Here is a 25,917-nt window from a genome sequence, read left to right on the forward strand (position 1 = left end):
CGCGGTCTGCTGTTGTCTACCTGTGTTCCCTCCTTATGTGTCACTCCTTATGTGTCACTTCTTCCGCTTGCTTCCCGTGGGGCGGGATGTCAGCTCTCGATCTGCTGTGACTCCGAGCCCTTCCGGCCGATCTCGATGCGGCGGGGCTCGGCCTCTTCCGTCACCGGGATCTTCACGGTGAGCACGCCGGCGTCGTAGTGGGCGGTGATCTTCTCAGGGCCGAGCGAGTCGCCCAGCAGGAGCCGGCGGCTGAAGACGCCGTGGGGCCGCTCGGCGACGAGCAGGTCGGCCTCCTTGGCGTCCAGGCCGGGCCGCTCGGCTCGCACGGTCAGCATGTTGCGCTCCACGTTGAGGTCGACGGTGTCGGGATCGACGCCGGGCAGGTCGAAGTGGACGACGAAGGCGGCGCCGCCCTGATAGCCGTCGGTCGGCACGACGGCCGGCTGTGCCGGGGCTCCGAACATCTGCTGGTGAGCCGGTCGAGGTCCCGGAAGGGATCGGTGCGGATGAGCGCAGCCATCGTGCAGCTCCTTTCACCTGGCGGTCTGCCCATTCCGGGCTTCGGGAGCCCGGAATGCCTCTGAAATCCCTATACCTCCCTCATCAAATCTTGACAAGATGAGACTCAAGTTTTATCTCAGATATTGAGGCAAGTACGGGTGAAGTCGCAGCTCGCAGTGGGCGAGGAGGTGGCGGGATGCCAGCGAGGGACCAGGGCGGAGACCTGTATGCGGTGCTGGGGGTGGAGCCCTCGGCGACAGCCGAGGTGATCACTTCTGCCTTCCGCGCCCGGGTGCGGGAGCTGCGCCCCGACACCCGCGTGGATGCGGTCACTGCCGAACGGTTCGGCGAGGTGCGGTCGGCGTACGAGACGCTCCGCGATCCGGTCCTGCGCGCGGCGTACGACCAGACGTACCAGCGGACGGCCGGGCGGGCATACGACCCCGGCCCTGTCGTCGCGCGGCCGGTCCGGTCGGCGCCGCGTTACCTCGTGGTGCTCGGGGTCGTGCGCCCCGAGCCTCCGCTGCGGGCCGGTCCCGTCCGGTGGGAGCCGGCATCCCGATGAAGCCCCGATCGCAAACGTGAAGCAGAGCATGGTGAGGAGGGAGAAGCAAAGATGGCGCGCTCGGTCGGTATCGACCTGGGAACGACGAACTCGGTGGTCTCGGTCCTCGAGGGCGGCGAGCCCACGGTCATCACGAATACGGAAGGGGCGAGGACCACCCCGTCGGTGGTGGCCTTCGCCAAGAACGGTGAGGTGCTGGTCGGCGAGGTCGCCAAGCGGCAGGCCGTGACGAACGTGGAGCGCACCGCGCGCTCGGTGAAGCGGCACATGGGCGATCACAGCTGGCGGTTCCCGGAGCACGGCAGCATCGACGGTAAGCGGTACACCGCGCAGGAGATCTCCGCGCGCGTGCTGCAGAAGCTGAAGCGGGACGCGGAGGCGTACCTCGGCGAGGACGTCACGGACGCGGTGATCACCGTGCCCGCGTACTTCGACGACGCCCAGCGGCAGGCGACGAAGGAGGCCGGTGAGATCGCTGGCCTGAACGTGCTGCGGATCATCAACGAGCCGACGGCGGCGGCCTTGGCCTATGGGCTGGACAAGGAGAACGACCAGACCGTCCTCGTCTTCGACCTCGGCGGTGGCACCTTCGACGTGTCCCTGCTGGAGATGGGTGAGGGCGTCATCGAAGTGAAGGCCACCAACGGCGACACGCACCTGGGCGGTGACGACTGGGACCAGCGGATCGTCGACCACCTGGTCAAGCAGTTCAAGAACAACTACGGCGTCGACCTGGCCAAGGACAAGATGGCCGTACAGCGGCTGCGCGAGGCCGCGGAGAAGGCCAAGATCGAGCTGTCCTCCTCGTCGGAGACCACGATCAACCTGCCCTACATCACCGCGTCCGCCGAGGGTCCGCTGCATCTGGACGAGAAGATGACCCGGGCCCAGTTCGAGCAGCTGACGTCCGATCTGCTGGAGCGGTGCAAGGCGCCGTTCCACAACGCGATCAAGGACGCCGGGATCAAGGTGTCCGACATCGACCACGTCGTCCTGGTGGGCGGCTCGACCCGTATGCCGGCGGTGACCGAGCTGGTGAAGGAGCTGACCGGCAAGGACCCGCACAAGGGCGTCAACCCCGACGAGGTCGTCGCCGTCGGCGCGAGCCTGCAGGCGGGTGTCCTCAAGGGCGAGGTCAAGGACGTTCTGCTGCTCGATGTCACCCCGCTGTCCCTGGGCATCGAGACCAAGGGCGGCATCATGACCAAGCTGATCGAGCGCAACACCACGATCCCGACCCGCCGTTCGGAGATCTTCACCACCGCCGAGGACAACCAGCCGTCGGTGACGATCCAGGTCTACCAGGGTGAGCGGGAGATCGCGGCGTACAACAAGAAGCTCGGCATGTTCGAGCTGACCGGCATCGCCCCCGCGCCGCGCGGCGTGCCGCAGATCGAGGTCGCCTTCGACATCGACGCCAACGGCATCATGCACGTCTCCGCCAAGGACCTGGGCACCGGCAAGGAACAGAAGATGACCGTCACCGGTGGCTCCGCGCTGCCGAGGGACGACATCGACCGCATGGTCCGGGAGGCCGAGCAGCACGCCGAGGAGGACCGTAAGCGGCGTGAGGCCGCCGAGACCCGCAACCAGGGCGAGCAACTCGTCTACTCCACCGAGAAGCTCCTCAAGGACAACGCGGAGAACATCCCGGCGGACGCCAGGTCCGAGACGGAGACGGCGCTGACCGACCTGAAGGAGAAGCTGAAGGAGGAGGGTGCGGACACGGCGGCAATCCGGCAGGCGATCGACCGTACCGCGCAGGCCGCGCAGCAGATCGGAACGGCCCTGTACGAGAAGTCTCGGGCCGAGCAACCGGCGGGTGCGGCCGGAGCGTCCCCGGGCGGTGCGGCCGGTGGGCCCGAGGATGAAGTGGTGGACGCAGAGATCGTCGACGACGACAAGCCGGAGGCTGGCTGACGATGACCAGGAGCGGTCCGCAGAGCACCGAACTTGAGCAGCTGCGGCGCCTGGTTCAGGAGCGGACCGCCGACCTGCAGCGGATCAAGGCCGAGTACGACAACTACCGCAAGCGGGTGCGGCGGGACCGCCTGGCCGTGCGCGAGATCGCGGTGGCCAACGTGCTCAAGGCGCTGCTGCCCGTGCTGGACGCTGTCGACCGGGCGTGCGCCAACGAGCCGCTCACGCCTGGTCTGAGGGACATCGCCGACAGTCTGCAGGAGCAGCTCGGCTCGCTGGGCGTCACGTCGTTCGGTGAGGTGGGCGATCGGTTCGACCCCGCCTGCCACGACGCTCTGACGCATCATGTTGTCCCCCGTGCGGACCGCCTGGTGTGCTCGGCGGTCCTGCGTCCCGGCTACCGTCTCGGCGAGAGCCTGCTGCGCCCGGCCACCGTGGAGGTCACCGGGCCGGCCCCGCCCGCGAGGAGCGCATCGACGCCGGAGTGCGGCGTACGGGATTCATCCGCCCCGGCAGGTGAGCCGCCGTTGCCCGTCTCGCGGAGCTGACAGGCGTGCCCCTACTCGGGTACCGGGGAAGACGGCATCGCATTGGATGCCCCGAGATTGCCGGCAAGCGGAGGTGACGAAACGATGCAGCACCATGAGTTCCTCGCTCGCGTACGTGAGCTCGGCGAATACGACAGCCAGGACGAAGCCGCAAAGGTCACCGAAGCGGTGCTGAGCGTGCTGGCCCAGCGCATCAGCCCCGGCGAGGTCGATGACCTTGCCTCCCAGCTGCCCGGAGCGCGCTCGGAAAGGCGGTGGCCGAGGCCAAGCAGGCGCAGGCCGAGAGCTTCGGGATCGAGGAGTTCTACCGCAGGGTCGCCGAGCGGACCGGGGCCCGGCCGCGCACTGCAGAGTGGGACGCCAGCGCGGTCCTGACCACCCTGGCGGGCGCCGTTTCCGGCGGTGAGCTGAACCAGATCCTCAGCCAGCTCCCCTCCGGCTACGCCGTTCTGTTCGGCAAAGCCGACCTGGTCAGCTGAAACCAGGATCTGAGGCACCCCCGGATACGGCCACACCGTCGGCGTGGAGACCACCACCGCCGCTCGGCCAGGGTGTGGCCAACACAGCCTGCGCATCCCGATCGCCGAGCGCGCCGAGCCTCGCAAGATCGCCGTCAGCGGGTCCAGGTGAGCGATCTCGGGCTGGCCGACCGGCGGCCGGGGACGAGCAGCGGCGGAGGACGGGCACCTGATCTCCCCCTCGCCCGCCCTCCGTGCCCCACTGGAGCACAGAAGCCGAAGGTGCGGGGTTCGACGTTGCGTCGGCGAGTGACGCGGGAAGACACGGGATTGAGGGTCCGCCAGGAGCAGGACGAGGTGGTCGTCGGCTGGCTGCCGGTACAAGAGCTGGATCCGGGGGCGGGCAGGTCGCGGAGTACGAGGGATTCGGGCCGCGCTGCGCCAGGCGTTACTCGCGATCCTCACGCAGGTCGGCTACGCGGTCCAAGCCGATCGGCACAGTGGAGAGGTACGGATCAAACCGGTTTAGAACGCCGAAGGAATGTGGCGGGATTATCCGGCCCGGGCGCACTGCCTGGGCGCGCTCGGGGCAGGAGTTGTGACAGCACTTCCCCGTGGCCTCCGCGTCGCGGCGTGCTTCCCGGGAGCGGCATCGCGTGCTCGCTGCTCCGGCCGCGCCGCGGAGGCAGTACACCTTCCGGCAACGGCAGGCACGCCGCGGCGCGTACCGGCTACCGCCTCGGCGACCGTCTGCTGCGCCCGGCCACCTGGAGGTCACCGGACCGGCTCCACCCTCGAGGAACCCGCTCCATCCCGGCACCCCCTGCCAGTCCCTCTCGGATGCGCAACGGCGTTGACCGGGCGCAGCTATCCGAGGCGGCCACTTGCCCCCGTGCAGGCCGAAGTGCTAAACGAGGAGTTAGCACTCTCGCAGTGAGAGTGCTAACGGCTGGGTCGGGTGACGTGCTCGTGCGGCCGTGAGGGAAACCTCCGGCGCGCGGGTGAACGTCGCGGGCGTCACCCCGAGCCACCGTCATCGACTCAAGGATTCGATGCGGAGGAGACCGTACCGATGACTGCGAAGATCATCGCTTATGAGGAGGAGGCGCGCCGCGGCCTCGAGCGCGGCATGAACCAGCTCGCGGACGCCGTGAAGGTGACGCTCGGCCCCAAGGGCCGCAACGTGGTCCTGGACAAGAAGTGGGGCGCCCCCACGATCACCAACGATGGTGTGTCCATCGCCAAGGAGATCGAGCTTCAGGACCCGTACGAGAAGATCGGCGCCGAGCTGGTCAAGGAAGTCGCCAAGAAGACGGACGACGTCGCCGGTGACGGTACGACCACCGCGACCGTGCTCGCCCAGGACCTGGTCAAGGAGGGGCTGCGCAACGTCGCCGCCGGCGCCAACCCGATGGCTCTCAAGCGCGGTATCGAGAAGGCCGTCGAGGCCGTATCCGCGGCCGTGCTGGAGCAGGCCAAGGAGCTGGAGACCAAGGAGGAGATCGCCAACACGGCCGCGGTGTCCGCAGGCGGGGACCGGATGATCGGTGAGCTGATCGCCGAGGCCATGGACAAGGTCGGCAAGGAAGGCGTCATCACCGTCGAGGAGTCCAACACCTTCGGCCTGGAGCTGGAGCTCACCGAGGGCATGCGCTTCGACAAGGGCTACATCTCGCCCTACTTCGTCACCGACACCGAGCGCATGGAAGCGGTCCTGGAGGACCCCTACATCCTGCTCGTCGGCTCCAAGGTCAGTGCGGTCAAGGACCTGCTGCCGCTGCTGGAGCAGGTGATACAGGAGAGCCGGCCGCTGCTGATCGTTGCCGAGGACGTGGATGGCGAGGCGCTGGCGACCTTGGTCGTCAACAAGATCCGCGGCACGTTCAAGTCGGTGGCCGTCAAGGCCCCGGGCTTCGGCGACCGCCGCAAGGCCATGCTCGCCGACATGGCGGTCCTCACCGGGGCCACGGTCGTCTCGGACGAGGTCGGCCTGAAGCTCGAGCACGTCGGCACGGACGTCCTGGGCCGGGCCCGCAAGGTGGTCGTCACCAAGGACGACACCACCATCGTGGAGGGCGCCGGCGACGGCAGCGCGATCGAGGGCCGGGTCAAGCAGATCCGCGCCGAGATCGAGCGCTCGGACTCCGACTACGACCGCGAGAAGCTGCAGGAGCGCTTGGCCAAGCTCGCCGGCGGCGTGGCCGTGATCAAGGCTGGCGCCGCCACCGAGGTGGAGCTCAAGGAGCGCAAGCACCGCATCGAGGACGCCGTCCGTAACGCGAAGGCCGCCGTCGAGGAGGGCATCGTCGCCGGTGGCGGCGTGGCCCTGCTGCAGGCGTCCGAGAAGGTGTTCGAGAAGCTGGAGGTGGACGACGAGGAGCGGACCGGTGTGGAGATGGTCCGCCGCGCGGTGACCGCTCCGCTGCAGCAGATCGCCCGCAACGCCGGTCTGGAGGGCGGTGTCGTGGTGGAGAAGGTCCGTACGCTGCCCGTCGGCCACGGTCTGGACGCCGCGACCGGTGAGTACGTGGACATGCTGGCCGCGGGCATCATCGACCCGGCGAAGGTGACCCGCTCCGCGCTGCAGAACGCCGCTTCCATCGCCGCGCTGTTCCTCACCACGGAGGCCGTCGTCGCCGACAAGCCCGAGGAAAAGGAACCGGCCGCCGCCGGGGCCGACGCCGAATTCTGATCGCCGCGTGCCCGGAGAGGGACCGAGGCGGGCGCCGGTGGCCGCAACAGCAGACCGCCGGCGCCCGCCCAGCGGCGCGCATGGGAACCCCGGGGGACTCGTGTACCGGCAGCCCCGACCGGAATAGGTGTGGTCAGCCTGTTGCCGTTCTCCTGAGCCCGGAAAAATCGTGGCCCGTAGGCCAGACGCCCGGTGGAGAGGGGAGCCGCCAGAGGTGCTTCGGTTCGTCTGCAGGGGGCATTGAGAGTCGAAGTGGTCCGACCCGCTGCCGGCGTGTTGTTCGGCGTCCCGAACGACACGCACGAGGAGATCATTACGCTCATCGACGCCGTTGCCAGGACACCGCAGGCACACGTCTCCGGTCTGGCCGCAGCATTCGGCGAATGGTGCTGGCTTGTCTACACCACCCACGACGACATCATCGAAGTCCTCGACGTCGGCTGCGCACGATGACCCCGAAAGCCGAGCCAGGGCCGAGTCTCCTGCGGAACCCGGGCCTCATGGGCTGGATACCGGTTGCCGCTTGGCGACGGCCGGCACGTACTCGCCGAGGAAGGTGCGGCTCCACCAGGCACCGTTCGCGCGCAGTTCCGACCAGCTGGTGAACCGGTACTCGTACCGGCAGATCCGGACGAAAGCAGGCGGCGAGCCCGGGAAGGGATTGCGGCGCAGCAAACGCAGGACGGCCGGGTTGTTCTCCAAGAGGGCGAGGAGCAAGGCGGGGAGCCAGCCGGCCGCGTACACAGGGGAGAGCGCGGCGAACCACATTAGCCAGTCCAGCCTGAGGTGGTACGGGGCCACCTGCGGCGGAAGCCGCCGCATGCCGCCCGGCTTGCCCTTGAAGACGTACTCCTTCCACACGGTCTCTTCGGTGATCTCCGGCTCGTCGGTGCCCTCGACGATCAGCTCGTACCGGGTGCGGCCCACGCTGCCGAACGCGCCGTAGGTGTTGACCAGGTGCAGCGGAGTGAAGGACGCGTTCATGACCTGGCTGCGGGAGAGCAGGTTACGCACCGGCCAGTAGCTGAGCACCACCACCAGGGCGGCGACAGCCAGCACGAGGCCCTCGAACCACACCGGCACGGCGGCGAAACGCGGCGCAGGAGGCAGACCCAGCGCGCCGGTGACCTGCGAGCCGCCGATCGCGGACAGCGCCAGCACGATCGTCAGCCAGTTCAGCCAGGCGAAGTTGCCGGACGCGACCAGCCACAGCTGGGTGACGATGACCAAGCCGGCGGCGATGCTCGCCGCCGGCTGCGGAGCGAACAGGGCAAACGGCACGAGGAGTTGTGCGACGTGATTGGCCGCTGCCTCCACGCGATGGACGGGCTTGGGGAGGTGGTGGAAGAACCAGCTGAGCGGGCCGGGCAGCGGCTGGGTCTCGTGGTGGTAGTACAGGCACGTCAGATCCCGCCAGCAGGAATCGCCGCGCAGCTTGATCAGTCCGGCGCCGAACTCAAGCCGGAACAGCAGCCAGATCAGCAGCCCTCGCACCAGCACGGGCGGCGCGACGTCGTCGTTGCCGAGGAAGATCGCCAGGAAGCCGGCCTCCAGCAGCAGGTATTCCCACATGAACCCGTACCAGGTCTGCCCGACGTTGACGATGGACAGGTACAGCGCCCACAGCAGCGCCCACATCACCATCGCCGCCCACAGCGGCAGCCGGTCCGGCACACCCGCCGCCACCGCGGCGGAGCCCGCGGCGCCCGTCCAGGCCATGGCGGCGAAGAAACGGTCCGAGTAGTGCAGCTGGAAGATACTCGGAGCCCGCCTGAACGCCACCTGCGCGGTGAAGCGCGGCACCGGCAGCAACCCCCGCTCCCCGATCAGCCCGCGGAACTGCAAGGCCGAGCTGACGAACGCGACGCAGTACAGCACGGCCAGACCGCGCTGGAAAAGCATCCGGCCCAGCCAGTAGTCGGGGTCCGTGAACCAGTCCATGACGGCATGCCTCCGCACATCCGCCTGGCGCTAACACCCTATTCTCGTCATCTTGACATTTACCCCGTTCCTGGTCTATCCAATTATCGCAAATATCTAGTGTGATGCGCCTGAAATCGCAGGCTTAAGTCTCTCGCTGATTTTCGGTGGCTGGCGGAGTGAGCTTGGTGAGGTAGTCGGCGAGGGATTTGAGGATCTCGTCGGCGGTCTTGGTCCAGGTGAAGGGCCGGGGGTTCTCGTTCCATGAGTCGATCCAGGCCCTGATGTCCTCCTCCAGCGCCTTCACCGAGGTGTGGACGCCTCGGCGGATGAGCTTGTCGGTGAGCAGGCCGAACCACCGCTCGACCTGGTTGATCCAGGAAGAGCCGGTCGGAGTGAAGTGGACATGGAAGCGGGGGTGCTTGCCGAGCCAGGTCTTGATCTCGGGGGTGTTGTGGGTGGCGTAGTTGTCACACACCAGGTGCACATCGAGCCCGGCAGGAACCGCCTTGTCTATCGTGACCAGAAACTTCTTGAACTCGACGGCCCGGTGGCGGCGGTGCAGTTCACCGATGACAGTGCCGTCGGCGATGTTGAAGGCGGCGAACAGGCTGGTGATGCCGTGTCGCAGGTAGTCGTGGGTGCGCCGTTCGGGCATGCCCGGCATCATCGGCAGCACCGGCTGCGAGCGGTCCAGCGCCTGAATCTGGCTCTTCTCGTCCACGCACAACACCACGGCTTTCTCCGGCGGGTTGTGGTACAGGCCGACGACGTCGACGACCTTCGCGACGAACTGCGGGTCGGTGGAGAGCTTGAAGGCGTCCTGCAGGTGCGGCTTGAGGTCGAACTTCTTCCAGATCCGCCCGATGGTGGACTTCGACAGCCCGGTGCGGGCGGCCATGGAGGCCCGCGACCAGTGGGTGTCCTGGCCCGGGGCGGATTCCAGCGTCGCGACGACCACGTCCTCGACCTGGTCGAGCAGGATGGACGGCGGCCGGCCGGGCCGCGGCTCGTCGACCAGACCGTCCAGCCGCCGCTTGACGAACCGGGCCCGCCAGCGGTTCACCGACTGCTCGCTCACCCCGAGCTCGGCCGCCACCTGCTTGTTCGTCCCGCCCTCCGCGCACCGCAGCACGATCCTCGCGCGCAGAGCCAAAAACTGCGCGGTCTTCGCGCGCCTCGCCCAACGCGTCAGCTGAGCCCGTTCGTCATCACTGAGCACCAGCTCCGACTTGCGTCGGCCCGGCCGCGGCTCATCCGCAAGCCCGGCCATCCGCCGGGCAGCAAACCGCGAGCGCCACTTCCTCACCGTGTCCGCGGTTACCTTGAACTCCGCCGCCACACGCGTATTCGGCTTCCCATCCGCACACGCCAAGACGATGCGTGCCCGCTCGGCGAGACGGGGCGCCACTGCCCCGCCCGCCCAGCGCAACAACTCGGCGCGCTCCTCATCGGACAGCACAACTTCGACGGCACGAGGACCCCGAGACATGAAAACAGGCTACAGACTTAAGCCTGCGATTTCAGGCGCATCACACTAGGAGTGCTGAATGCTGCGCACCATGCATAAGTCCAAGATCTAGCGTTTGGGAACTTCCGCAGGTCGAAGCGTTGATCGCCACGTCCCGGTCAGCAAATGGTCAGCATCGGGCCGGACGGCGTCCGGCTTGCTGACCTGCACCCGCAGCAGGGACCTGGTGCCCCGCCCGGCGCCCCGCTCGTAAGGCTCGATGCGTGGCTCGACAACTCGCCTGTGGGGTGGGGCCGTTCTTCAAGGGGAACGGTTGTTCCAGGCCGACCCGCTGCCAGCACCCGTACACAGGGACGATCGGTATCAGCGGCGCGAGGTTATGCCATGTGTTAGTCTCACGCGTTGCGTGGTCGTCGCGGTGGGCGATTCTGTCTGTTCCGTTCGGCTTGTGCGTGGGCTGTTCAAACCTGCCGGGCCTTCCTCGGTACGTTCCCTTGCAGAAGGCTGTTTATGAAGCATCCCAATGACTCCGGCATCGCTCACGGCAGTCCCGCCCAGCCTGGGGCAACGACCCCGGCGCTGCTCCCGGCCGTCACCTTCGCCGGTCTGGAACTGCCGACGGAGGTGCTGCGGACACTGAGCGAACTCGGGGTGCGCAAACCCTTTCCGATCCAGGCCGCCACACTGCCCGATGCCCTGGAGGGGTGCGACATCCTGGGACGCGGGCGCACCGGATCAGGCAAGACGCTCGCTTTCGGCCTGCCGCTGCTCGCACGGACGGTCGGGCGGCGCGCGGAACCGAAGCAGCCCCTTGCTCTGATCCTGGTGCCTACCCGCGAGCTGGCCCAACAGGTCACCCAGGCGCTGGCGCCGTACGCCCAGGCACTGCGGCTGCGAATCGCCACGGTCGTCGGCGGAACGTCGATCGGCCGGCAGGTCGCTGCGCTGCGCCAGGGAGTCGAGGTGGTCGTCGCCACCCCCGGACGCCTGCACGACCTGATCGAGCGCAACGCCTGCCGCCTGGGACGGGTGAGAATCACCGTGCTGGACGAGGCCGACCAGATGTGCGACTTGGGATTCCTGCCGCAGGTTGCCGACGTGCTCGACCAGGTGCACCCCGACGGTCAGCGGATGCTTTTCTCGGCCACACTCGATCGCGACGTCGATCAACTGGTCCGCCGCTACCTCCACGACCCCATCGTCCACTCGGTCGACCCGGCCGCGGGCACAGTCACGACGATGGAGCACCACGTTCTGGTCGTCCACGGCCCTGACCGCTACGCCGTCATCACGGAAATCGCCGCCCGCGACGGCCGCGTACTGCTGTTCCTCGACACCAAGCACGCCGTCGACCAGCTCACCCGGCATCTGCGGGCCAGCGGGGTGCACGCCGGGGCCCTGCACAGCGGCAAGTCCCAGCCACAGCGCACACGGACCCTGGCGCAGTTCAAGAACAGCCAGATCACCGTTCTGGTGGCGACCAATGTCGCTGCCCGTGGCCTGCACGTCGACGACCTCGATCTCGTGGTCAACGTCGACCCGCCCACCGATGCCAAGGACTATGTGCACCGGGCGGGCCGCACCGCCCGCGCCGGTGAGTCCGGCAGCGTGGTCACGCTCGTGCTGGCGGGCCAGCGCCGTGAGACGAGCCGCATGATGGCCGGGGCCGGCATCGAGCCGACCGTCACCAAGGTGCGCTCGGGCGAGGCGGAGCTGAGCCGGATCACCGGCGCCAAGACTCCCTCCGGGATCCCGCTCGACGGCGAGCCCGCCGTCCCCCGACCCAAGAACACCAACGTTCCCTTCCGCGGCCTCGGCACCAGCAAGGGCACCTCCCGCGGCGCCGGCGGCAAGTCCCGAAAGGCGGGCGAGGCCCGCAAGCTCGCCGAGGCCCGCAGGGCCGCCCTCGTGCGTCGCAACGGCTGAGAGCCGTTGCCCTGGCAGCCTGGCCACGGGATCGACAACCCTCGGCCCGGCCCGAAGCCGTCCTGTGTGCCTCACCTACGAAGTCAACGCCTTTGGCCGCGGGAGGGATGCCCGCCGAAACGGAGCAGGATGATGTTGCCGGCACCTCGCACTGCGCCCGGCATGACAAGCTGTGCTTGCCCACCCCCCCGAACCCAGGAGGTCACCATGACCGCAGAGCCCGTATCTACGGAAGGTTCGGAGCCGGCTGCCCCCGAGACGTCCCCTCTGGAGCCGGACAGCGACGGCAACTACGACCTCAAGCGCAAGTTCCGCGAAGCCCTGGCGCGCAAGCGCGGTGCGCAGGCGGATGCCGCTGATGTTGCCGCCAAGCCCGATGCATCGAAGGTGCGTTCGGCGCACGGCCCGGCTGCGAGCCAGCGGTCGTTCAGGCGCAAGAGCGGCGGCTGAGTCGATGAGTCCCGCGATCTAACCGCTTCACCACTCGGCTATCCACTCGCGCGTCCCGTGCAGTGGCCCGCGACGTGCGCATGCCCGTGCGCGCGTTGCGGGCGGAGCGTAGCCGGGGACTCGCCTGGGGGAATGGCCCAGATGCGGTTGGCTCGGGTTGGTGGCGCCGCCGAACTGGAATTCCGGGATGAGGGCACTGCCTTGTCCGAGGGTACGCGGCCGGTGTTGCGCGCCTTGCGTGCCCCTGTACCGCTGTGAAAATCGACTGCGGTTGTCCGGGGTGACGGTAGACATCCGCGTGGCAAGGACATTCGTTCCCCGTCCTGCTGCGGCTGAACGACGCACAGACGGTCGCGTTCCGGGCAGCGGTCGCCTTCGTGCCCAGCCACGACGTGCAGGTGCCGGCCTGCCCCGAGTGGACGCTGTCCGATCTTGTGCAGCATCTGAGAGGGGTGCACCGCCGCCATGTCACCGGTTCCTCCCGCGGCTTCGGCCGCGAGTTTGCGCAGGCGGCCCTGGAGCGCGGCGACAGGGCCGTCGCCCGCAACACCGACTCCCTCGCGGACCTGCCGGCCACCCACGGCGAGGCGATCCGCCTCGTCGAGCCCGGCGGCTTCGCCACCGTCCGGTCCGGGCGTGCCCGGCCTCGATGCTCGCGGGGCCGCGGCCGGAACCGGGACCGTGCTGCCAAGCCGCGGCTCAGGCGTCGATGATGACGGGGATGATGAGGGGCTTGCGGCGGTGGGTGCGGAACGCCCAGTTCGCCACGGCGCGGGCGACGAGTTGTTCGAGTTGGTGCGCGTCCCCGACGCCTTCCTCGGCCGCGGTGGCCAGGGTCTTCTCGATGACGGGGATGACCGGCTCGAAGGTGGCGTCGTCGTGGACGAAGCCCCGGGCCAGGAAGTCGGGGGCCTCGGCGAGGGCGCCGGTGTCTGCGTCGACGATCGCCACCACTGTGACCACGCCTTCGGCCGCGAGGGTGAGGCGGTCCTTGAGGGACGCTTCGGTGGCGCCGCCGACTTCCATGCCGTCCACGTAGACGTTGCCGGCGGGGACCTTGCCGGTGATGGACGCGCGCCCGTCGACCAGGTCGACGACGACGCCGTCCTCGGCGAGGACGACCCGTTCGGGGTCGACACCGGTACGGATGGCGAGGTCGCCGTTGGCTCGCAGGTGGCGCCATTCGCCGTGCACGGGCATGACGTTGCGGGGTTTGACGATGTTGTAGCAGTAGACGAGTTCGCCGGCGCTGGCGTGCCCGGAGACGTGCACCTTGGCGTTGCCCTTGTGGACCACGTGGGCGCCCCACCGGGTGAGTCCGTTGATCACCCGGTAGATGGCGTTCTCGTTGCCGGGGATGAGGGAGCTGGCGAGCAGGACGGTGTCGCCCTTGCCGATGCGGATCATGTGGTCGCGGTTGGCCATCCGTGACAGCGCGGCCATCGGTTCGCCCTGGGAGCCGGTGCACACCAGAGTGATCTTGTGGTCCGGGAGCTTCTCCAGCTCCTTCGTGCTCACGACCAGACCGGAGGGGACCTTCAGATAGCCCAGGTCACGGGCGATGCCCATGTTGCGGACCATCGACCGGCCGACGAAGGCGACCTTGCGGCCGTGCTGGTGGGCGGCGTCCAGGACCTGCTGGATGCGGTGCACGTGGCTGGCGAAGCTGGAGACGATGACCCGGCGCGGCGCGGTGCGCATCACCTGCTCGATCGCCGGGTTCAGCTCTCGCTCGGAGGTGGTGAAGCCGGGCACTTCGGCGTTGGTGGAGTCGGTGAGGAACAGGTCCACGCCCTCCTCGCCGAGGCGGGCGAAGGCGCGCAGATCGGTGATGCGGTCGTCGAGAGGGAACTGGTCCATCTTGAAGTCGCCGGTGTGCAGCACCATCCCGGCCCTGGTGCGGATAGCGACCGCGAGGCTGTCGGGGATGGAGTGGTTGACCGCCACGAACTCGCAGTCGAAGGGCCCGAAGCCACGCCGGTCGCCCTCCCGCACCGGCACCGTGCGCGGCCGGATTCCGTGTTCCTTGAGCTTGGCCTCCAGGAACGCCAGCGTCAGCTTGGAGCCGACGACGGGAATGTCGGACCGCTCGCGCAGCAGGTACGGCACGCCGCCGATGTGGTCCTCGTGGCCGTGGGTGAGGACCACGGCCACGATGTCGTCCAGCCGGTCCCGGATCGAGGTGAAGTCCGGCAGGATCACGTCCACGCCGGGCTGGGTCTCCTCGGGGAACAGCACGCCGCAGTCGACGATCAGGAGCTTGCCCGCGTGCTCGAAGACGGTCATGTTGCGGCCGATCTCACCCAGGCCGCCCAGGGCGATGACCCGCAGCCCTCCTTCGGGAAGGGGTGGGGCGGCTTTCAGCTCGGGGTGCGGATGACTCATACCCTGACGGTACCCGGAGAGCGGGACAGGGTGATCCACTGCCTGTGCGATCTCCTTTTCCCGACGGAGCGGGGCACCCGCAGCGTGCCTCGGCAGGATCGGATCACGCCGGCGACCGGGGACAGGGAGCGGTGAAAGCGGTACCACCTTCCGTGGCCGAACCGTTCGCCCGGTGCTGGAGAAGATCTCGTGCACCCTGTCGTGTTTTCCGGCGTTCGCTGCCTCCCGGCGGGCCTCGGCACTGGTCCACTCGCAGTAGTCGAGACTCGGGTGTCCTCGGCGCTCAGGAGCAAGTGGGCTGAGAGGGCCCCGAGGCAGCTTCCTTCGCCGGGCAGACAGATGGCGGTGTCCCAGAAGCGCTTGCCGCTCCCGCCCGGCGTGCAGGAAGCCGATGTGGTGCCCCATCGAACTCGACGACGAGGTCGCGCGGGGGCGGCTCGTCCGTGGTCTCGAGCCGGTTCCGGGAAGTCCAAGGTGACGTCGTGGGGGGCCGGTCACGCATGATCGGTGGGGCCCACCCGGAGAACAGTCGGCGGCGGGGAGAGGCCATGCCTCGCCGCAGCCTTGTGCAGAAGAAGGGCGCGAAGCTGCTTGATCACCATCGGCCGAGCCTCACGGGCGATCCAGCCCTTCGTTCCGGGCCGGATGCTGGCGCGTTTTCGCTAGCGGCTTCCGTCATGCCGTTATAGCGTTGTGATCAGCAGTCGTGGTTCCGAAGTTCCGTTCGCCCGTGATCGCCTCACGGGCGTTCTTGCTGTTCAGCGCCTCTCCGGACCAGGGCGATCACCTCCCGGTCGCGCAGCGTGCGTGCCCGGTTTCCCTCAAAGGAGACAGTCATGGCCAAGGGCACAGTGAAGTGGTTCAACAGCGAGAAGGGCTTCGGCTTCATCGAGCAGGAGGGCGGCGGCCCCGACGTCTTCGCCCACTACTCCAACATCGCCAGCCAGGGGTACCGCGAGCTGCAGGAGGGCCAGAAGGTCGAGTTCGACGTCACGCAGGGCCAGAAGGGCCCGCAGGCTGAGAACATCCGCCCCGCCTGATCGCGCCCCGGTAAGGGGGCCCGGCATCCCGGCTTCGGGACGCCGGGCCCTTACCGTCGCACGACGGTTCATCTGACTACGGGGTGCGGCCGGGCGCTGGCCTGGGACGGGCAAAAGGGACACCCGTTGTTTGACACTCAGGTCGCCAAAACAACCACGTGCCCGATCCTGTGGGAGGTCTGCGAGCAGTTCGCCACCCTCCACCAAGCACTACGGCGGCGCCCAGGTCGTCATCGGCGGTACCGCCCGCGAGACGCGGGTGCTGTTCTTCACCGACGCCGAAGCCCGCGCGTGGGCCGCCGCCAAGGTCAAGCGCCCGGCCGTCCCCGCCCAGCTGGGCCCGGCACAGCTGCAGAAAGCGACCGACCTCGCCGCGTCGGCCGCCCGGCCCGTCGGACAGGCGATCTTGGTCGTGAACCCGTCTACCAAGAGCTTCTTCACGTCTCACCGCCGCCCCACCCCTCAACTACCCGCCCGCCGAATCAGGTTGGACGCGGCCCGTGTCCGTGGGTGGTTCGTCGATGTGGCGACCAATGTGATCGCGGGGATGGCCCTCACACTGCATGAGCCGGGCCGGGATGCGGCCGTGTTACGGATACGAAGGCATGGCTCAGGTGGAGACGGGGGTGCGGGACAGTGCGGTGCGCAGAGCGAAGATGCCGAGCAGGCCGCCTGCCGTGAACCGCTGAGCGGTCATGACGCGGGGCCGGGCGGCCAGAAACCCGGACACGCGTGCTGCACCCAACATGATCACAGCGTTCACGGTGATCCCCACAATGATCTGACACCGCCGAGCTGGAGCAGTTGCTTCCAGGCCGGACCCGCCTGAGGGTTCAGGAACTGCGGAAGTAGGGCGGCGTACAGCAGAGCGATCTTGAGGTTGAGCAGGTTGGTCACCAGCCCCGCCAGGTGCTTCGCCGCCTGGTACCTAACCTCGGCGGCGTCTGGATAGGTGCCGAAGCCGGCTGGCCTGGTGTACTCCGTCGCCGTGGCCCGCAGCAAGCCTGTGGCTGCCTTGTGCCCCGGCACGATCATTGCGAGCGCGCCGGCCAGGCTGATCCGGGTGGTGATGGACACGTCGTCCTCGGACAGGCACTGCGCGAGGCTCTCCGCAACGATCGGCACGTCAGGCATCAGCTTTGCGGCAAGCACGGTGTGCCAGGCGCGGACGATGGGGTCGCGTGTGTGCGCCGGCAGGTCGGACAGCCGTGAGCGGACGAGGTCGGGGTCGTCGCGGAACAGGAGGCGAAGTGCCCGATGGGTGAGTTCGTTGACCTCAGCCAGCGCAACGCGTCGGAGGTGCTCGCGCATTCTGTCGTGCGGGAGGAACTCCGCGAGCGACCACCAGTTGTACAGGTGGTGTCGCGGGGAGGTGCGCAGGCTGAGGATGAAGCTGTCGATGTGACCGTCGTCGTGCGGAACACCGAAAGCAAGCAGTCGGGCGGCAAGTTGTCGCCACGGCTCACTGCCTTGCTGGAGCCAGTCGAGCAGGGCGCGGCCCGCGGCTGCGACCGGAATCCGTAGTGGATCAGTACCTGGGTCCAGATGTGGTCGCGCAGGGCCCTGCGCACCCGCACTCGCCAGACGGTCTGCGCCGGGTCGAAGGGGACGGGCACGTCCTTCGCCAGGTGCTCCGCGGCCAGGTGTTCGGCGAACCGCCGGTGTGCGAAGCGCAGATGGGCGTCGTCGAGGAAGTAACCGGTGTCCAGCAGAGCCGTGCGCACGTGGTCGGCCCCTCCCGGCACAGTCAGGGCATGCAATGGTCCGCATTCGTCGTCGAGCAGACGCAGTACATGCCCCGACAGGTCGGATACACCATCCAGGACATGCGCCACGGCCACCCGTCCCACCAGCTCATCGATGGCATCGGTGAGGGAGCGGACCGCGCGTAGGGCCTCCGGTGTCATGGTGCCGGCGTGGTCCATGTGTCTGAAGAACATTGTGGTGCGATTCGAGCGCCGCCCGCGCAATTCCGCGCGGAACTGTTCGATGAGGAGATAGCTGTTGGCCGGCAGGGAGCGGCCGGGGCTCGCCTCGATCAGCCCTGCGGTCAACGTCACGAGGAAGGGCGTGGCGCGCAGCCCCGCGCGCTCCAGCCTCTCCCGCTGGTCGGTCAGGCTGTCCCCCAGTTTGGGGTCGTCGCGGAACCAGCCCTGCGCGAACCTGTCGAGCCGCGTGCTGTCGAAGGGCTTCAGCGAGCCGGTCTCACAGCCGAGCCTTCGCAGGCCCTCAACCTCGCCGCCTGATTCCAGAGCCCGAGTGGTGATCACCAGACTGACTCGGTCCGCGTGTGTCCCGGCGAAGTCGATGAGGCGGGCCGGCAAGGCGCGTTGCTCCGAGCGATCTGTCACCTCGTCCAGGGCGTCGACCATCACCAGCCACCGGACCCCATGGGGGGCCAGTGCGTCCAAGCCGGATTCCGGCACCGCGATGCCAGCCGCGCTCAGCAGCGCCGACTCGATTGTCCGGCCCTGCTGGTCCAGGGCACTCGCCTGGACCAGCAGCGGCACCGGGTCGATCGCATGCCCCGGAGCGTGTAGATGGCGCGCGGACAGAAATGCCGAGATCTGGCGCAGCAGGGTGGACTTTCCCCCGCCCGCCTCAGCGGTGAGGATCAGCATGTGACCGGGCGGTGCGGCGCACAGCAGCTCGTCCGCCGGCTGCGGCAGGTCCCGGCCGTCCGCCACGGAGCTGCAAGACACCTCGATGGGAACGTAGAGCTCCGAGGTCACGGGCAAGCGGCGGGCGCGCCAGGGCCAGTCGAAACGGACTCCTTCTTCCTGTTGGCGTCGCAGCACTCCCATCAGTGCCGGTGTCAGCGACGGGTCGACAGCCGCGCGCTCTTCGTCCGTGTTCCGACGCTCCCGGGCTGCCGCCTCACGCAGACCAAGCAGTTGCTCGCGTGTCTCGGCACTGACGCCGAGCGTCACCAGAATCCGTTGCAGCACCCTTTCACTCGGCACGGTCCGGCCATGGAGCGTTGTGCTCAACGTCGTGCGCCCTACCTTGGCCCGTATGCAGAAACTCTCGTGGTTGGCGTGCTTGTTGCTCGGATTCGTGTAGAGGGCTGTCAGCCGCCGCGCGAGTTCCTCCGACGCCGACATGGTGGCCTCCCCTGCGCGAACGCGTTCGGCCGCGTTCAGGCTGAACGTCGCCGAACGTTTCCGGCGGCACCTTCCCGGTATCCAACTACCCGGATCGGAAGGCCGAAATGAAGCATTCCGCACTCTCGGTCGCGGTTCTCGTCTGCGGCATCATGATCGCGCTCCTGCTGTCCATGCTGCTCGACGTCGCCGCCGCTGTACTCGCCCGCCGGGACGGGCGTTCCCTCTCCGAGACACTTTGCCGAGCAGCCGTGATGTGCGCGGGCTCCTTCTCCCTCGCCTTGACCGCCATCGGCATAATCGTGTCATGGGTCGGCTGAGGCCGGGCCGGCCTTGCGCGGCGACGCTTGTCCTCCGCGGTCATGAGATCACCGGGCCGGGTGCATCTACCCGACGAGAAGTCGCACGACGCGTGTGTCGGGGTGTCAGTTCTGGCCTACAAAGGGCAGGTTGCCCTGGTTGGGTGATCCGGAGTGCGACGATCAACACGGCCGCAGCCTCGGGCACGTGAGGTGTAGTCGATGCGCTGACAGCGGTGCTGCCTGGGCCGTGCGCCGTACTGAGGACCGTGCCCTGCACGGTCGCCGAACCGCCGCCTTGGCCTGCTCGGCGCATGAGCCCAGTGATGGCCGCCGACAGAGAAGTAGCCAACAACGACGCGGCGAGCTGAACACAAAGACTTGACGGGGAACTGGGCAAACTCGAAGTCGGCAGTCCGTCGGTGACCCGGGTGACGGTCGCCGCATCGGGCCCGGGAAACACCTCAGAACGTCTCCACGGAACGGAGCCTAGGGCCGTGAGCAGGGCGTTGTCAGCGTGGAAGCGATGACGTCCGGGTGACGACGACGTCCGCGTGACGCTCGGCTCGGAGGACAGGCCAGCGCGGGAGAGGTCCTGGATGAAGGCGACCCGGCAGACCGCCTGCTCGTCGTACTCCCGGTAGCCGTTGGCGAGTCGTTCGGCGGGCAGCAGGCCCTGCTCCTCGTAGTAGCGCAGCGAGCGGGTGCTGACCCCGGTGGCCTTGGCCAGCTCCCCGATCCGCATGCCGCTCCCTCCCGCCCACCTGCCCCGGCCGCGGGCTTGACCTTGACGTCGATGCGAAAGTCTGGCGTGGCGGTCATGAGGGCGACTGAACCGAGCAGGCAGCGAACCACCGATCAGGTCCGGAACACCGTGCTGGTCACCGGGGGCCGGCACAGCGCTGAGGCGGGAGATGCCGTCCAGGTGCCGTCGATGGGGCCCTCCGCCGGGCGCGGACCGGATCGGCCGGTGTCAGCGGCGCGATCCGGTTCGCGACAAGGCGCGCGTCAGAACCGTGTGAGGGTCAGCCGGATTCCGGTGGGCGCGGTGTCCTGGATGTAGGAGGCGAAGTCGGCGACGTCGTCGAAGGCGAAGCCGTAGGCCTTGCCGTCCTGGGTCGCCGCGTGGATGGCTTTCGCGTAGTGGTTGGTGAGGTCGGTCCGGTAGAAGGCCGAGGCGTCGGTGACGGGCTGGTCGGGGTTGCTGAGGAGGGTGGAGCGGTTGAAGCCGGCGCCCAGGACGGCGGCGACAGGACCGGTGGTGCCGTCGTTCGGTGCGGCGAGGTTGCCGTCGCAGAAGAGGACGTCGCGGGTGGACGGCTTGCCGAAGGTGACCGGGGCCGGACCGTCGAACGTGAACCTGTCGGCGCGCACCCGGCCCGTGAAGGTGCCCGCGTTGGTGGTGATCTTGAGGTCCTGCCCGGTGTAGGTGCTCCACACCTGGTCGATGTACGGGGCGAAGTAGTCCTTGGCGAACAGGCCCGCGTCCAGGCCGTGTCCGGGAGCGATGACGCGCAGGTCGTCGACGACCAGCGGGGCGAACTCCGCGACCTGCTTGACCGCGCTGAACACCGAAGCCCGGCCGCCGTCGCGCAGGGTGCCCGTGGTCTGGTCCTTGGCTCCGGTCAGCCGGATGCTCATCGGCACGCTGAACATGTCGACCATGGTCGTGTTGCAGAACATGCCCGCGGCGTTGTAGGTGAACTCGGCGCAGTCGTGCAGTACGCGGTAGTTGGGGTCGGAGGTCACCCAGCCGGCGGGGTACTGCAGTGCCGGGTTTCCGTTGCCGTCCTTGACGACCTTGAACTTCAGCTTCTGCCCGAGCGACACGTATATGCGGCCGGACATATAGGGGAGCTTGAGGGTGGCGTCTCCGCTCGCGGGCAGGGAGAGGGCGTAGTCGGTGAAGCCGTCCGCGCCGTTGTCGGACAGGGCTATCGGGGCCAGGGTGCCGTCAGGGGTGACCCGTACCTGCTTCCCGTCCTGGTTGCCGACGATGTAGACGTGCACCGAGGTGTTGTCGAACGAGCCGCTGTCGTTGACGATCGTCAGCGGCAGCGCGCCCGCCGCGGCGGCCTTCGTGCCGTTGTCCGCCGTACCGGCGAGGGCGTAGGGGCCGAGGGCCGCGACGGCGGGGGCGGCCACCGCCGCTCCGCCCAGGGCGAAGAACAGCTTGCGGCGGGTGAGACTGCGCTGGTGACGTGCTGCCATGTGCCGTGCCTTTCGTTGGTACATGTGCCTCTAGGAGGCGAGTGGGGGGTTGGTGGGGGTGGGTCGTCCGCCTTGCGGGTCAGCCCACGGTCCACTTCTGGTTGGCGGTGCCGCCGCAGGTCCAGATCTGCAGCCGAGTGCCGTCGGCGGCCGAACCGCCCGTGGCATCCAGGCACTTGTCCGCCCCGACGTTGGTCAGGTCGTGGGCGGCGGTGTAGGTCCACTGCTGGGCCTTGCTGCCGTTGCAGGTGTAGAGCTGGACGGGGGTGCCGTCCCCGGTGGAACCGCCGCGCACGTCGAGGCACTTGCCCAGCGCGCGGACGGTGCCGTCACCGCCCAGCGTCCACTTCTGGGCGTCGGCACCGGTGCAGTCATGCAGCTGGATCGGCGTCCCGTCCGCGGTGGAGGCGCCGGCGACGTCGACGCACATACCGCCGATGCCCTTGACGGCACCGCGCTTGCCCGTCGACCCGGTCGAGCCGCCCGTGTCGGAGGTCGAGACGCGGACGTAGTCGATGGTCATCGTCTGCGGGAAGGAGGTGGCCGAGTCGGGGCTGCCGGGCCAGTCGCCGCCGACGGCGAGGTTCAGGATGAGGAAGAACGGGTGGTCGTAGACCCACTTCTTGCCGCCGAGGTCGGCCGGCGTGCGGGTCTCGTAGACGTGGCCGTCCACCGACCAGGTGATCGCCGTCGGGCTCCAGTCGACGGCGAAGACGTGGAAGTCGTCGGCGAACGCCTTGCCGTCGGGCAGGGTGTAGGCGGCGCCGAGGCCGCCGGAGCCGGAATAGCCGGGGCCGTGGATGGTGCCGTGGACCACGCCGGGCTCGTGACCGACGTTCTCCATGATGTCGATCTCGCCGCTGTTGGGCCAGCCCGCGCTCCCGAGGTCGTTGCCGAGCATCCAGAAGGCCGGCCAGACACCCCGGCCGCGCGGGATCTTGATGCGGGACTCGAAGTGGCCGTACGCCTGGCTGAAGGTGCGGGCCGTGTTGAGCCGGGCCGACGAGTACTGGCACGTCCCGTTCCAGCACTGTAGTCCGGAGTCGGTGTTCTTGCGCGCCGTGATCACCAGGTGGCCTTCGCCGTCCAGGGCGGCGTTCCGGTTGCCCGGCGTGTAGTACTGCAGCTCGTGGTTGCCGTTGCCCGAACCACCGGTCTCGAGCGTCCACTTGGCGGGGTCGGGGGCGCTTCCGGCGCTGCCGTCGAAGGCGTCGGACCAGGTCACCGCGGTGGGTGCGGCGCTGGCCCGGTTCGCGCCGGAACCGGTCGTTGTGATGAGGACGGCGGTGACGAGAGCGGCGGCGACCAGTGAGACCAGTCCGCCGAGCGTCCACCGCCGAGCGCGATGAGCTGCCATGGCTGGGATGACACCTTGTCTTGGGGGATTCAGGTGGTTCCGCCCGTACGGCGGGCCGCGGACGAGGAGGCAGAGCGTTCCGCTTGAGAGCGCTCTCTCGACTGCGGTGAGCCGCGGGTGGACCCCGATAGTACGCACGACGGTTACCTCGGCCAACTTGTCCGTGGCGCGCTCAACACCGCCTGAACTGCGGTTACTTGCACAGTGACTCGAGACTCAAGGTCGCTTAAGGAGTGTTTAGGCCTCCCTTAAGCGCAGCGGCTCCGCGCTGGACGCCCATCGGAATGGCCAATTCCGGCGATGTGGCCGCATTCGCACACAAGGGCCGCACTCGAACCCGCGCATGACATCGCCATTCGCATTCGGACAGAAGACACTCTGGCGCGGGCTGCGGTTGCTGGCGGTGGACGGCACCTGCTGGGACGTGGCCGACGGCCCGGCGAACGAGGCCGCCTTCGGCCGTCCCGGAAACAGTCGCGGCCACGACAAGTCCTGCTTTCCCCAGGTGCGGTTGGCCTGCCTGATCGAGGTGTGCACCCATCTCGTACTGGACGCGGAGCTGGCCGGCTGCCGCACCGGTGAAGTCACCCTGGTCAGCCGCCTGCCGCGCTCCTGCGACGCCGGTCAACTCGTCCTGGCCGACCGGGAGTTTTTGGGCGTGCCGCTGTGGCGGGCCTTCACCGCCGGCGGCGCCGATCTGTTGTGGCGGGTGCCCGCCAACCGGGTCCTGCCCGTGGAGCGGATGCTGCGGTACGGATCCTGGCTTTCGCGTATCCACGCCACCAGCGACCCGCTCCCACACCGATCCGGTCACGGTGCGGGTGGTGGCCTACCAGCTGCACGGCACCGGCCGGGCGGCCGGGGACTACCGGCTGGTGACCACCCTGCTCGATGCCCGCCGTTATCCCGCCCGCCAACTGGCCGCGCTCTACTACGAACGCTGGGAGGCAGAAGCCGTCTTCGCTGAGCTGAAGACCCATCAACGGGGGCGCCCGCATCGTGTTGAGCAGCAAGACCCCCGACGGCGTCTTACAGCAGATCTGGGCGCACCTGCTGGTCCACCACTCGCTGCGTGAGCTGATGGTGAGAACCGCTGCCACCCGGGGCCTGGATGCCGACCGGATCTCCTTCACCGAAACCCTGCGCTCCGCCCGGCGCAGCGTGACCCTCACGCCGGGCAGTTTTTCCCCCTGACCTGCTGGTCAGAACCCTCGTCCTGCTCCAGCGCGACCTGCTCGAACGCCTCCTGCCACCCAGACGCCTGCGCAGCCAGCCCCGCGTCGTCAAACGCAAGATGTCCAACTACCGGCTCAAACGGGCCGAACACCACACCTGGCCCCAACCCACCCACACCGGCGCCCAAGCAGTCCGCATCGAACGACCCCAACCCGCAACCACGTAAAGCAACGGCATTGGGGCTAGGGGGGCTGTTCGAGGGGATGCGCAGCGTGACCGGTCGTGGCCAGCCTGGCGACAACGCAACGTGACCCAAGCCACTCTGTGTTACCGGCCGGTTCGCCTGAACGCCTTGTGGGTCACGTGCCAAAGTGCGCAAGGGCTGCTCTATGTGACGCATGGTGCAGGTAGCCGTTTTTGCAGAATGGCTTCATGGATTAGCGGGGGCGCGTTAGTGAGTCACGACGAACCGAAGGCCGGAATGTACCTGCGGCAGCTCGGTATCAAGAACTTCCGGTCGTGTTATGACCTCGAACTCGATTTTCAACCCGGCATCACGCTCCTCGTTGGGGAGAACAATTCCGGCAAGTCCAACGTGATCGAAGCGCTGAGGCTGGCCACGACGCCCTTGAACCGTCGTTCGACGCGCTGGTTCGATGAGGTTGATCTGTCCCACGGACGCGAAGGCCAGGAGGCTCAGTTCCGAGCGACGTACGACGGACTGACGGCAGCCCAGCGGGCCCACTACATAGCTGCCCTCGACGTGGGATCAAACCAGGCTGCCTACACGACGACGTACAAGCGGGACGAAGCCCGGCAGCAAATGCGTCCGACCGTGACTGTGGGTCCGGTGGACGGTCCAGACGCTGAACCCGACAAGCGCGACCAGATCGCGCACGTCTACCTGGCACCGCTGAGGGATGCGCAGCGCGAGCTGGACTCCTCGGACGGGAACCGGCTGCTGAGGATCATCCGCTACCTCACCGAGGAAGACGAACAGGAAGCCTTTCGCGCGCAGTGGCCAGATTCAAGCATGTGTTCGATTTTCTTGGCCACTCCGTCCGACCCTGACAAGGTGGCGGTTGTGGTCGCTGAGCGTCTCAGATGGCCTTACGTTCCAGGGACGGGATGGTCGAGCCCTTCGTATGGTTGGGCCGCCCAGGGGCATCGGGTGCGGCTCTTAGTTGGCTGCCGGCCGTGGCTGCAGTGGCTTGGCCGCCCGGCGCCCCAAGACGCGGCCGCCAGATTGGGAAGTGCGAGCAGATCGCTGTGTAAGGCCATGCCGCGAGGTCGTCCGTGGCACCAACCGCCCACACGGCGTCTGGAGCTCCATGAACCGGATCTGGGCCGGCATCGACAGCGGCAAGACCCACCACCGCTGCCTGGTCCTCAATGAAAGCGGCGAAACGCTGCTCTTCCGTCGTGTCGTCAACGACGAGCCGGAGCTCCTCAAGCCCCTCGACGCCGTACTCGCCCTCGGTGACCAGGTGACCTGGGCCGTGGATATGGTCGGCGGTGAGCCCGCCCTCTTAAGCCGCCCAGTAACCCATTGCCGCCACGACGAAAGTGACCACCAAAGGGACCACAACATTCAGCTGCACGGGCCACAAGGCTACCCAATACCGGATGAGCACGCATAAACCTCACACCTGGTCCGGTCATCGCAGAGAATCTGGGCTCTGGTCGAGGCGACACACCTCTGCGGCGGCTGCATAACGTGAGCGAATCCGGCCAATTCATCCTTGCCGCCCACCTGCCGCCCTACGCCCCCGACCTCAACCCATTCGAGAGCATCTGGTCCCTGCGGCAGACGAAGCGCTCTCGGGCTGCGGGTAGCGGTCTGCCCTGGCGGACCGGGCCGGTGCCTGCCTGGCCCGCGTCTTTGGGGCGGCCG

23 protein-coding genes and 3 pseudogenes are annotated in these 25,917 nt (G+C 68.1%); 16 read left to right on the forward strand and 10 right to left on the reverse strand.

Annotated elements, in window-relative coordinates:
- Positions 1-89: 89 nt before the first annotated feature.
- Positions 90-464, reverse strand: coding sequence for an Hsp20/alpha crystallin family protein (locus BFF78_RS41835; protein ID WP_335755379.1), 375 nt, complete (start codon positions 462-464; stop codon positions 90-92).
- A gap of 233 nt (positions 465-697) precedes the next feature.
- Here BFF78_RS41835 and BFF78_RS41840 point away from each other — a divergent pair, with 233 nt between their 5' ends.
- The 6 genes and pseudogenes from BFF78_RS41840 (at position 698) to BFF78_RS41865 (ending at position 7,137) form a co-directional block, all read left to right on the forward strand.
- Positions 698-1,066: a J domain-containing protein gene (locus BFF78_RS41840; RefSeq protein WP_069783237.1), complete on the forward strand. Its 369-nt coding sequence runs from the start codon at positions 698-700 to the stop codon at positions 1,064-1,066.
- Between the two features lie 51 nt (positions 1,067-1,117).
- Positions 1,118-2,986: a molecular chaperone DnaK gene (gene dnaK / locus BFF78_RS41845; protein WP_069783238.1), complete on the forward strand. Its 1,869-nt coding sequence runs from the start codon at positions 1,118-1,120 to the stop codon at positions 2,984-2,986.
- Positions 2,987-2,988: 2 nt separating this feature from the next.
- A complete protein-coding gene (gene grpE / locus BFF78_RS41850; protein ID WP_069783239.1) occupies positions 2,989-3,534 on the forward strand; it encodes a nucleotide exchange factor GrpE in 546 nt (181 codons plus the stop codon).
- An 84-nt stretch (positions 3,535-3,618) separates the two neighbouring features.
- Positions 3,619-4,013 (forward strand): annotated as a pseudogene (locus BFF78_RS50380) (DUF2267 domain-containing protein).
- A gap of 1,051 nt (positions 4,014-5,064) precedes the next feature.
- The gene (gene groL / locus BFF78_RS41860) at positions 5,065-6,684 is read left to right on the forward strand and encodes a chaperonin GroEL (protein ID WP_069783240.1); all 1,620 of its coding nucleotides are present in this window, start codon (positions 5,065-5,067) and stop codon (positions 6,682-6,684) included.
- A 273-nt stretch (positions 6,685-6,957) separates the two neighbouring features.
- On the forward strand, positions 6,958-7,137 hold the full coding sequence (locus BFF78_RS41865) for a hypothetical protein (RefSeq protein WP_227026085.1): 180 nt from the start codon (positions 6,958-6,960) through the stop codon (positions 7,135-7,137).
- A gap of 45 nt (positions 7,138-7,182) precedes the next feature.
- Here BFF78_RS41865 and BFF78_RS41870 read toward each other — a convergent pair whose 3' ends face one another.
- Positions 7,183-8,625: a lipase maturation factor family protein gene (locus tag BFF78_RS41870; RefSeq protein ID WP_069783242.1), complete on the reverse strand. Its 1,443-nt coding sequence runs from the start codon at positions 8,623-8,625 to the stop codon at positions 7,183-7,185.
- A 124-nt stretch (positions 8,626-8,749) separates the two neighbouring features.
- Entirely contained in the window at positions 8,750-10,096 is a 1,347-nt protein-coding gene (locus tag BFF78_RS41875; RefSeq protein WP_079161050.1) for an IS630 family transposase, read from the reverse strand.
- A gap of 489 nt (positions 10,097-10,585) precedes the next feature.
- Here BFF78_RS41875 and BFF78_RS41880 point away from each other — a divergent pair, with 489 nt between their 5' ends.
- From BFF78_RS41880 to BFF78_RS50385, 3 genes are all read left to right on the forward strand, one after another.
- Entirely contained in the window at positions 10,586-12,001 is a 1,416-nt protein-coding gene (locus BFF78_RS41880) for a DEAD/DEAH box helicase (RefSeq protein ID WP_069783243.1), read from the forward strand.
- Positions 12,002-12,208: 207 nt separating this feature from the next.
- On the forward strand, positions 12,209-12,451 hold the full coding sequence (locus tag BFF78_RS41885) for a DUF5302 domain-containing protein (protein ID WP_069783244.1): 243 nt from the start codon (positions 12,209-12,211) through the stop codon (positions 12,449-12,451).
- Between the two features lie 377 nt (positions 12,452-12,828).
- Entirely contained in the window at positions 12,829-13,164 is a 336-nt protein-coding gene (locus BFF78_RS50385; protein ID WP_069783245.1) for a hypothetical protein, read from the forward strand.
- Here the strand turns inward: BFF78_RS50385 and BFF78_RS41895 are convergent.
- Positions 13,151-14,836, reverse strand: coding sequence for a ribonuclease J (locus BFF78_RS41895; RefSeq protein ID WP_069782475.1), 1,686 nt, complete (start codon positions 14,834-14,836; stop codon positions 13,151-13,153). The genes BFF78_RS50385 and BFF78_RS41895 overlap by 14 nt on opposite strands.
- A gap of 836 nt (positions 14,837-15,672) precedes the next feature.
- On the opposite strand from BFF78_RS41895, the gene BFF78_RS41900 reads away from it, so the two are divergent.
- Complete coding sequence (locus BFF78_RS41900) at positions 15,673-15,876, forward strand: cold-shock protein (RefSeq protein WP_014670069.1); 204 nt, start codon at positions 15,673-15,675, stop codon at positions 15,874-15,876.
- Positions 15,877-16,486: 610 nt separating this feature from the next.
- On the opposite strand, the gene BFF78_RS48900 is transcribed toward BFF78_RS41900, so the two are convergent.
- From BFF78_RS48900 to BFF78_RS41915, 3 genes are read right to left on the reverse strand one after another with little or no spacing between them, the layout of a single operon-like run.
- Positions 16,487-16,624 carry a hypothetical protein gene (locus BFF78_RS48900; RefSeq protein WP_227026086.1) on the reverse strand — a complete coding sequence of 46 codons (138 nt, stop codon included), beginning with the start codon at positions 16,622-16,624 and terminating at the stop codon, positions 16,487-16,489.
- Between the two features lie 11 nt (positions 16,625-16,635).
- Positions 16,636-17,010, reverse strand: a complete 375-nt coding sequence (locus tag BFF78_RS48905; RefSeq protein ID WP_227026087.1) for a hypothetical protein — start codon at positions 17,008-17,010, stop codon at positions 16,636-16,638.
- Positions 17,010-18,980 carry an NACHT domain-containing protein gene (locus tag BFF78_RS41915; RefSeq protein ID WP_069783247.1) on the reverse strand — a complete coding sequence of 657 codons (1,971 nt, stop codon included), beginning with the start codon at positions 18,978-18,980 and terminating at the stop codon, positions 17,010-17,012. The genes BFF78_RS48905 and BFF78_RS41915 overlap by 1 nt, the downstream gene beginning before the upstream one ends.
- A gap of 107 nt (positions 18,981-19,087) precedes the next feature.
- On the opposite strand from BFF78_RS41915, the gene BFF78_RS41920 reads away from it, so the two are divergent.
- A complete protein-coding gene (locus tag BFF78_RS41920; RefSeq protein WP_069783248.1) occupies positions 19,088-19,300 on the forward strand; it encodes a hypothetical protein in 213 nt (70 codons plus the stop codon).
- Between the two features lie 544 nt (positions 19,301-19,844).
- Here BFF78_RS41920 and BFF78_RS44360 read toward each other — a convergent pair.
- The 3 genes and pseudogenes from BFF78_RS44360 to BFF78_RS41930 form a co-directional block, all read right to left on the reverse strand.
- Positions 19,845-20,024 (reverse strand): annotated as a pseudogene (locus tag BFF78_RS44360) (MerR family DNA-binding transcriptional regulator); the annotation flags it as partial.
- Between the two features lie 263 nt (positions 20,025-20,287).
- Complete coding sequence (locus BFF78_RS41925; protein ID WP_069783249.1) at positions 20,288-21,490, reverse strand: glycoside hydrolase family 64 protein; 1,203 nt, start codon at positions 21,488-21,490, stop codon at positions 20,288-20,290.
- 79 nt (positions 21,491-21,569) lie between these two features.
- Positions 21,570-22,847 carry a glycoside hydrolase family 16 protein gene (locus BFF78_RS41930; protein ID WP_069783250.1) on the reverse strand — a complete coding sequence of 426 codons (1,278 nt, stop codon included), beginning with the start codon at positions 22,845-22,847 and terminating at the stop codon, positions 21,570-21,572.
- 343 nt (positions 22,848-23,190) lie between these two features.
- Here BFF78_RS41930 and BFF78_RS44365 point away from each other — a divergent pair, with 343 nt between their 5' ends.
- The 5 genes and pseudogenes from BFF78_RS44365 to BFF78_RS41940 all read left to right on the forward strand — a co-directional run.
- Positions 23,191-23,814 (forward strand): transposase, encoded by a 624-nt coding sequence (locus BFF78_RS44365; RefSeq protein WP_079161715.1) that lies wholly within the window; start codon positions 23,191-23,193, stop codon positions 23,812-23,814.
- Positions 23,723-23,923, forward strand: a complete 201-nt coding sequence (locus BFF78_RS50390) for a transposase (protein ID WP_159033165.1) — start codon at positions 23,723-23,725, stop codon at positions 23,921-23,923. Before BFF78_RS44365 ends, BFF78_RS50390 begins: the two co-directional genes overlap by 92 nt.
- Positions 23,847-24,041: a hypothetical protein gene (locus tag BFF78_RS47135; RefSeq protein ID WP_069783251.1), complete on the forward strand. Its 195-nt coding sequence runs from the start codon at positions 23,847-23,849 to the stop codon at positions 24,039-24,041. Before BFF78_RS50390 ends, BFF78_RS47135 begins: the two co-directional genes overlap by 77 nt.
- A gap of 463 nt (positions 24,042-24,504) precedes the next feature.
- Positions 24,505-25,419 carry an AAA family ATPase gene (locus tag BFF78_RS50395; RefSeq protein WP_227026194.1) on the forward strand — a complete coding sequence of 305 codons (915 nt, stop codon included), beginning with the start codon at positions 24,505-24,507 and terminating at the stop codon, positions 25,417-25,419.
- Positions 25,355-25,555 (forward strand): annotated as a pseudogene (locus BFF78_RS41940) (IS110 family transposase); the annotation flags it as partial. The gene BFF78_RS50395 and the pseudogene BFF78_RS41940, both read left to right, overlap by 65 nt.
- Positions 25,556-25,917: the final 362 nt, after the last annotated feature.

It is taken from the genome of Streptomyces fodineus, from assembly GCF_001735805.1.
GTDB lineage: Bacteria > Actinomycetota > Actinomycetes > Streptomycetales > Streptomycetaceae > Streptomyces > Streptomyces fodineus.

Bases quoted from the DNA above. Each gene is read 5' to 3' on its own strand.
- BFF78_RS41835 (WP_335755379.1), bottom strand. From the start codon at position 464: ATGTTCGGAGCCCCGGCACAGCCGGCCGTCGTGCCGACCGACGGCTAT.
- BFF78_RS41840 (WP_069783237.1), top strand. From the start codon at position 698: ATGCCAGCGAGGGACCAGGGCGGAGACCTGTATGCGGTGCTGGGGGTG.
- dnaK (WP_069783238.1), top strand. From the start codon at position 1,118: ATGGCGCGCTCGGTCGGTATCGACCTGGGAACGACGAACTCGGTGGTC.
- grpE (WP_069783239.1), top strand. From the start codon at position 2,989: ATGACCAGGAGCGGTCCGCAGAGCACCGAACTTGAGCAGCTGCGGCGC.
- groL (WP_069783240.1), top strand. From the start codon at position 5,065: ATGACTGCGAAGATCATCGCTTATGAGGAGGAGGCGCGCCGCGGCCTC.
- BFF78_RS41870 (WP_069783242.1), bottom strand. From the start codon at position 8,625: ATGGACTGGTTCACGGACCCCGACTACTGGCTGGGCCGGATGCTTTTC.
- BFF78_RS41875 (WP_079161050.1), bottom strand. From the start codon at position 10,096: ATGTCTCGGGGTCCTCGTGCCGTCGAAGTTGTGCTGTCCGATGAGGAG.
- BFF78_RS41880 (WP_069783243.1), top strand. From the start codon at position 10,586: ATGAAGCATCCCAATGACTCCGGCATCGCTCACGGCAGTCCCGCCCAG.
- BFF78_RS41885 (WP_069783244.1), top strand. From the start codon at position 12,209: ATGACCGCAGAGCCCGTATCTACGGAAGGTTCGGAGCCGGCTGCCCCC.
- BFF78_RS41895 (WP_069782475.1), bottom strand. From the start codon at position 14,836: ATGAGTCATCCGCACCCCGAGCTGAAAGCCGCCCCACCCCTTCCCGAA.
- BFF78_RS41900 (WP_014670069.1), top strand. From the start codon at position 15,673: ATGGCCAAGGGCACAGTGAAGTGGTTCAACAGCGAGAAGGGCTTCGGC.
- BFF78_RS48900 (WP_227026086.1), bottom strand. From the start codon at position 16,624: ATGTTGGGTGCAGCACGCGTGTCCGGGTTTCTGGCCGCCCGGCCCCGC.
- BFF78_RS48905 (WP_227026087.1), bottom strand. From the start codon at position 17,010: ATGCCTGACGTGCCGATCGTTGCGGAGAGCCTCGCGCAGTGCCTGTCC.
- BFF78_RS41915 (WP_069783247.1), bottom strand. From the start codon at position 18,980: ATGTCGGCGTCGGAGGAACTCGCGCGGCGGCTGACAGCCCTCTACACG.
- BFF78_RS41920 (WP_069783248.1), top strand. From the start codon at position 19,088: ATGAAGCATTCCGCACTCTCGGTCGCGGTTCTCGTCTGCGGCATCATG.
- BFF78_RS41925 (WP_069783249.1), bottom strand. From the start codon at position 21,490: ATGGCAGCACGTCACCAGCGCAGTCTCACCCGCCGCAAGCTGTTCTTC.
- BFF78_RS41930 (WP_069783250.1), bottom strand. From the start codon at position 22,847: ATGGCAGCTCATCGCGCTCGGCGGTGGACGCTCGGCGGACTGGTCTCA.
- BFF78_RS44365 (WP_079161715.1), top strand. From the start codon at position 23,191: ATGACATCGCCATTCGCATTCGGACAGAAGACACTCTGGCGCGGGCTG.
- BFF78_RS50395 (WP_227026194.1), top strand. From the start codon at position 24,505: ATGTACCTGCGGCAGCTCGGTATCAAGAACTTCCGGTCGTGTTATGAC.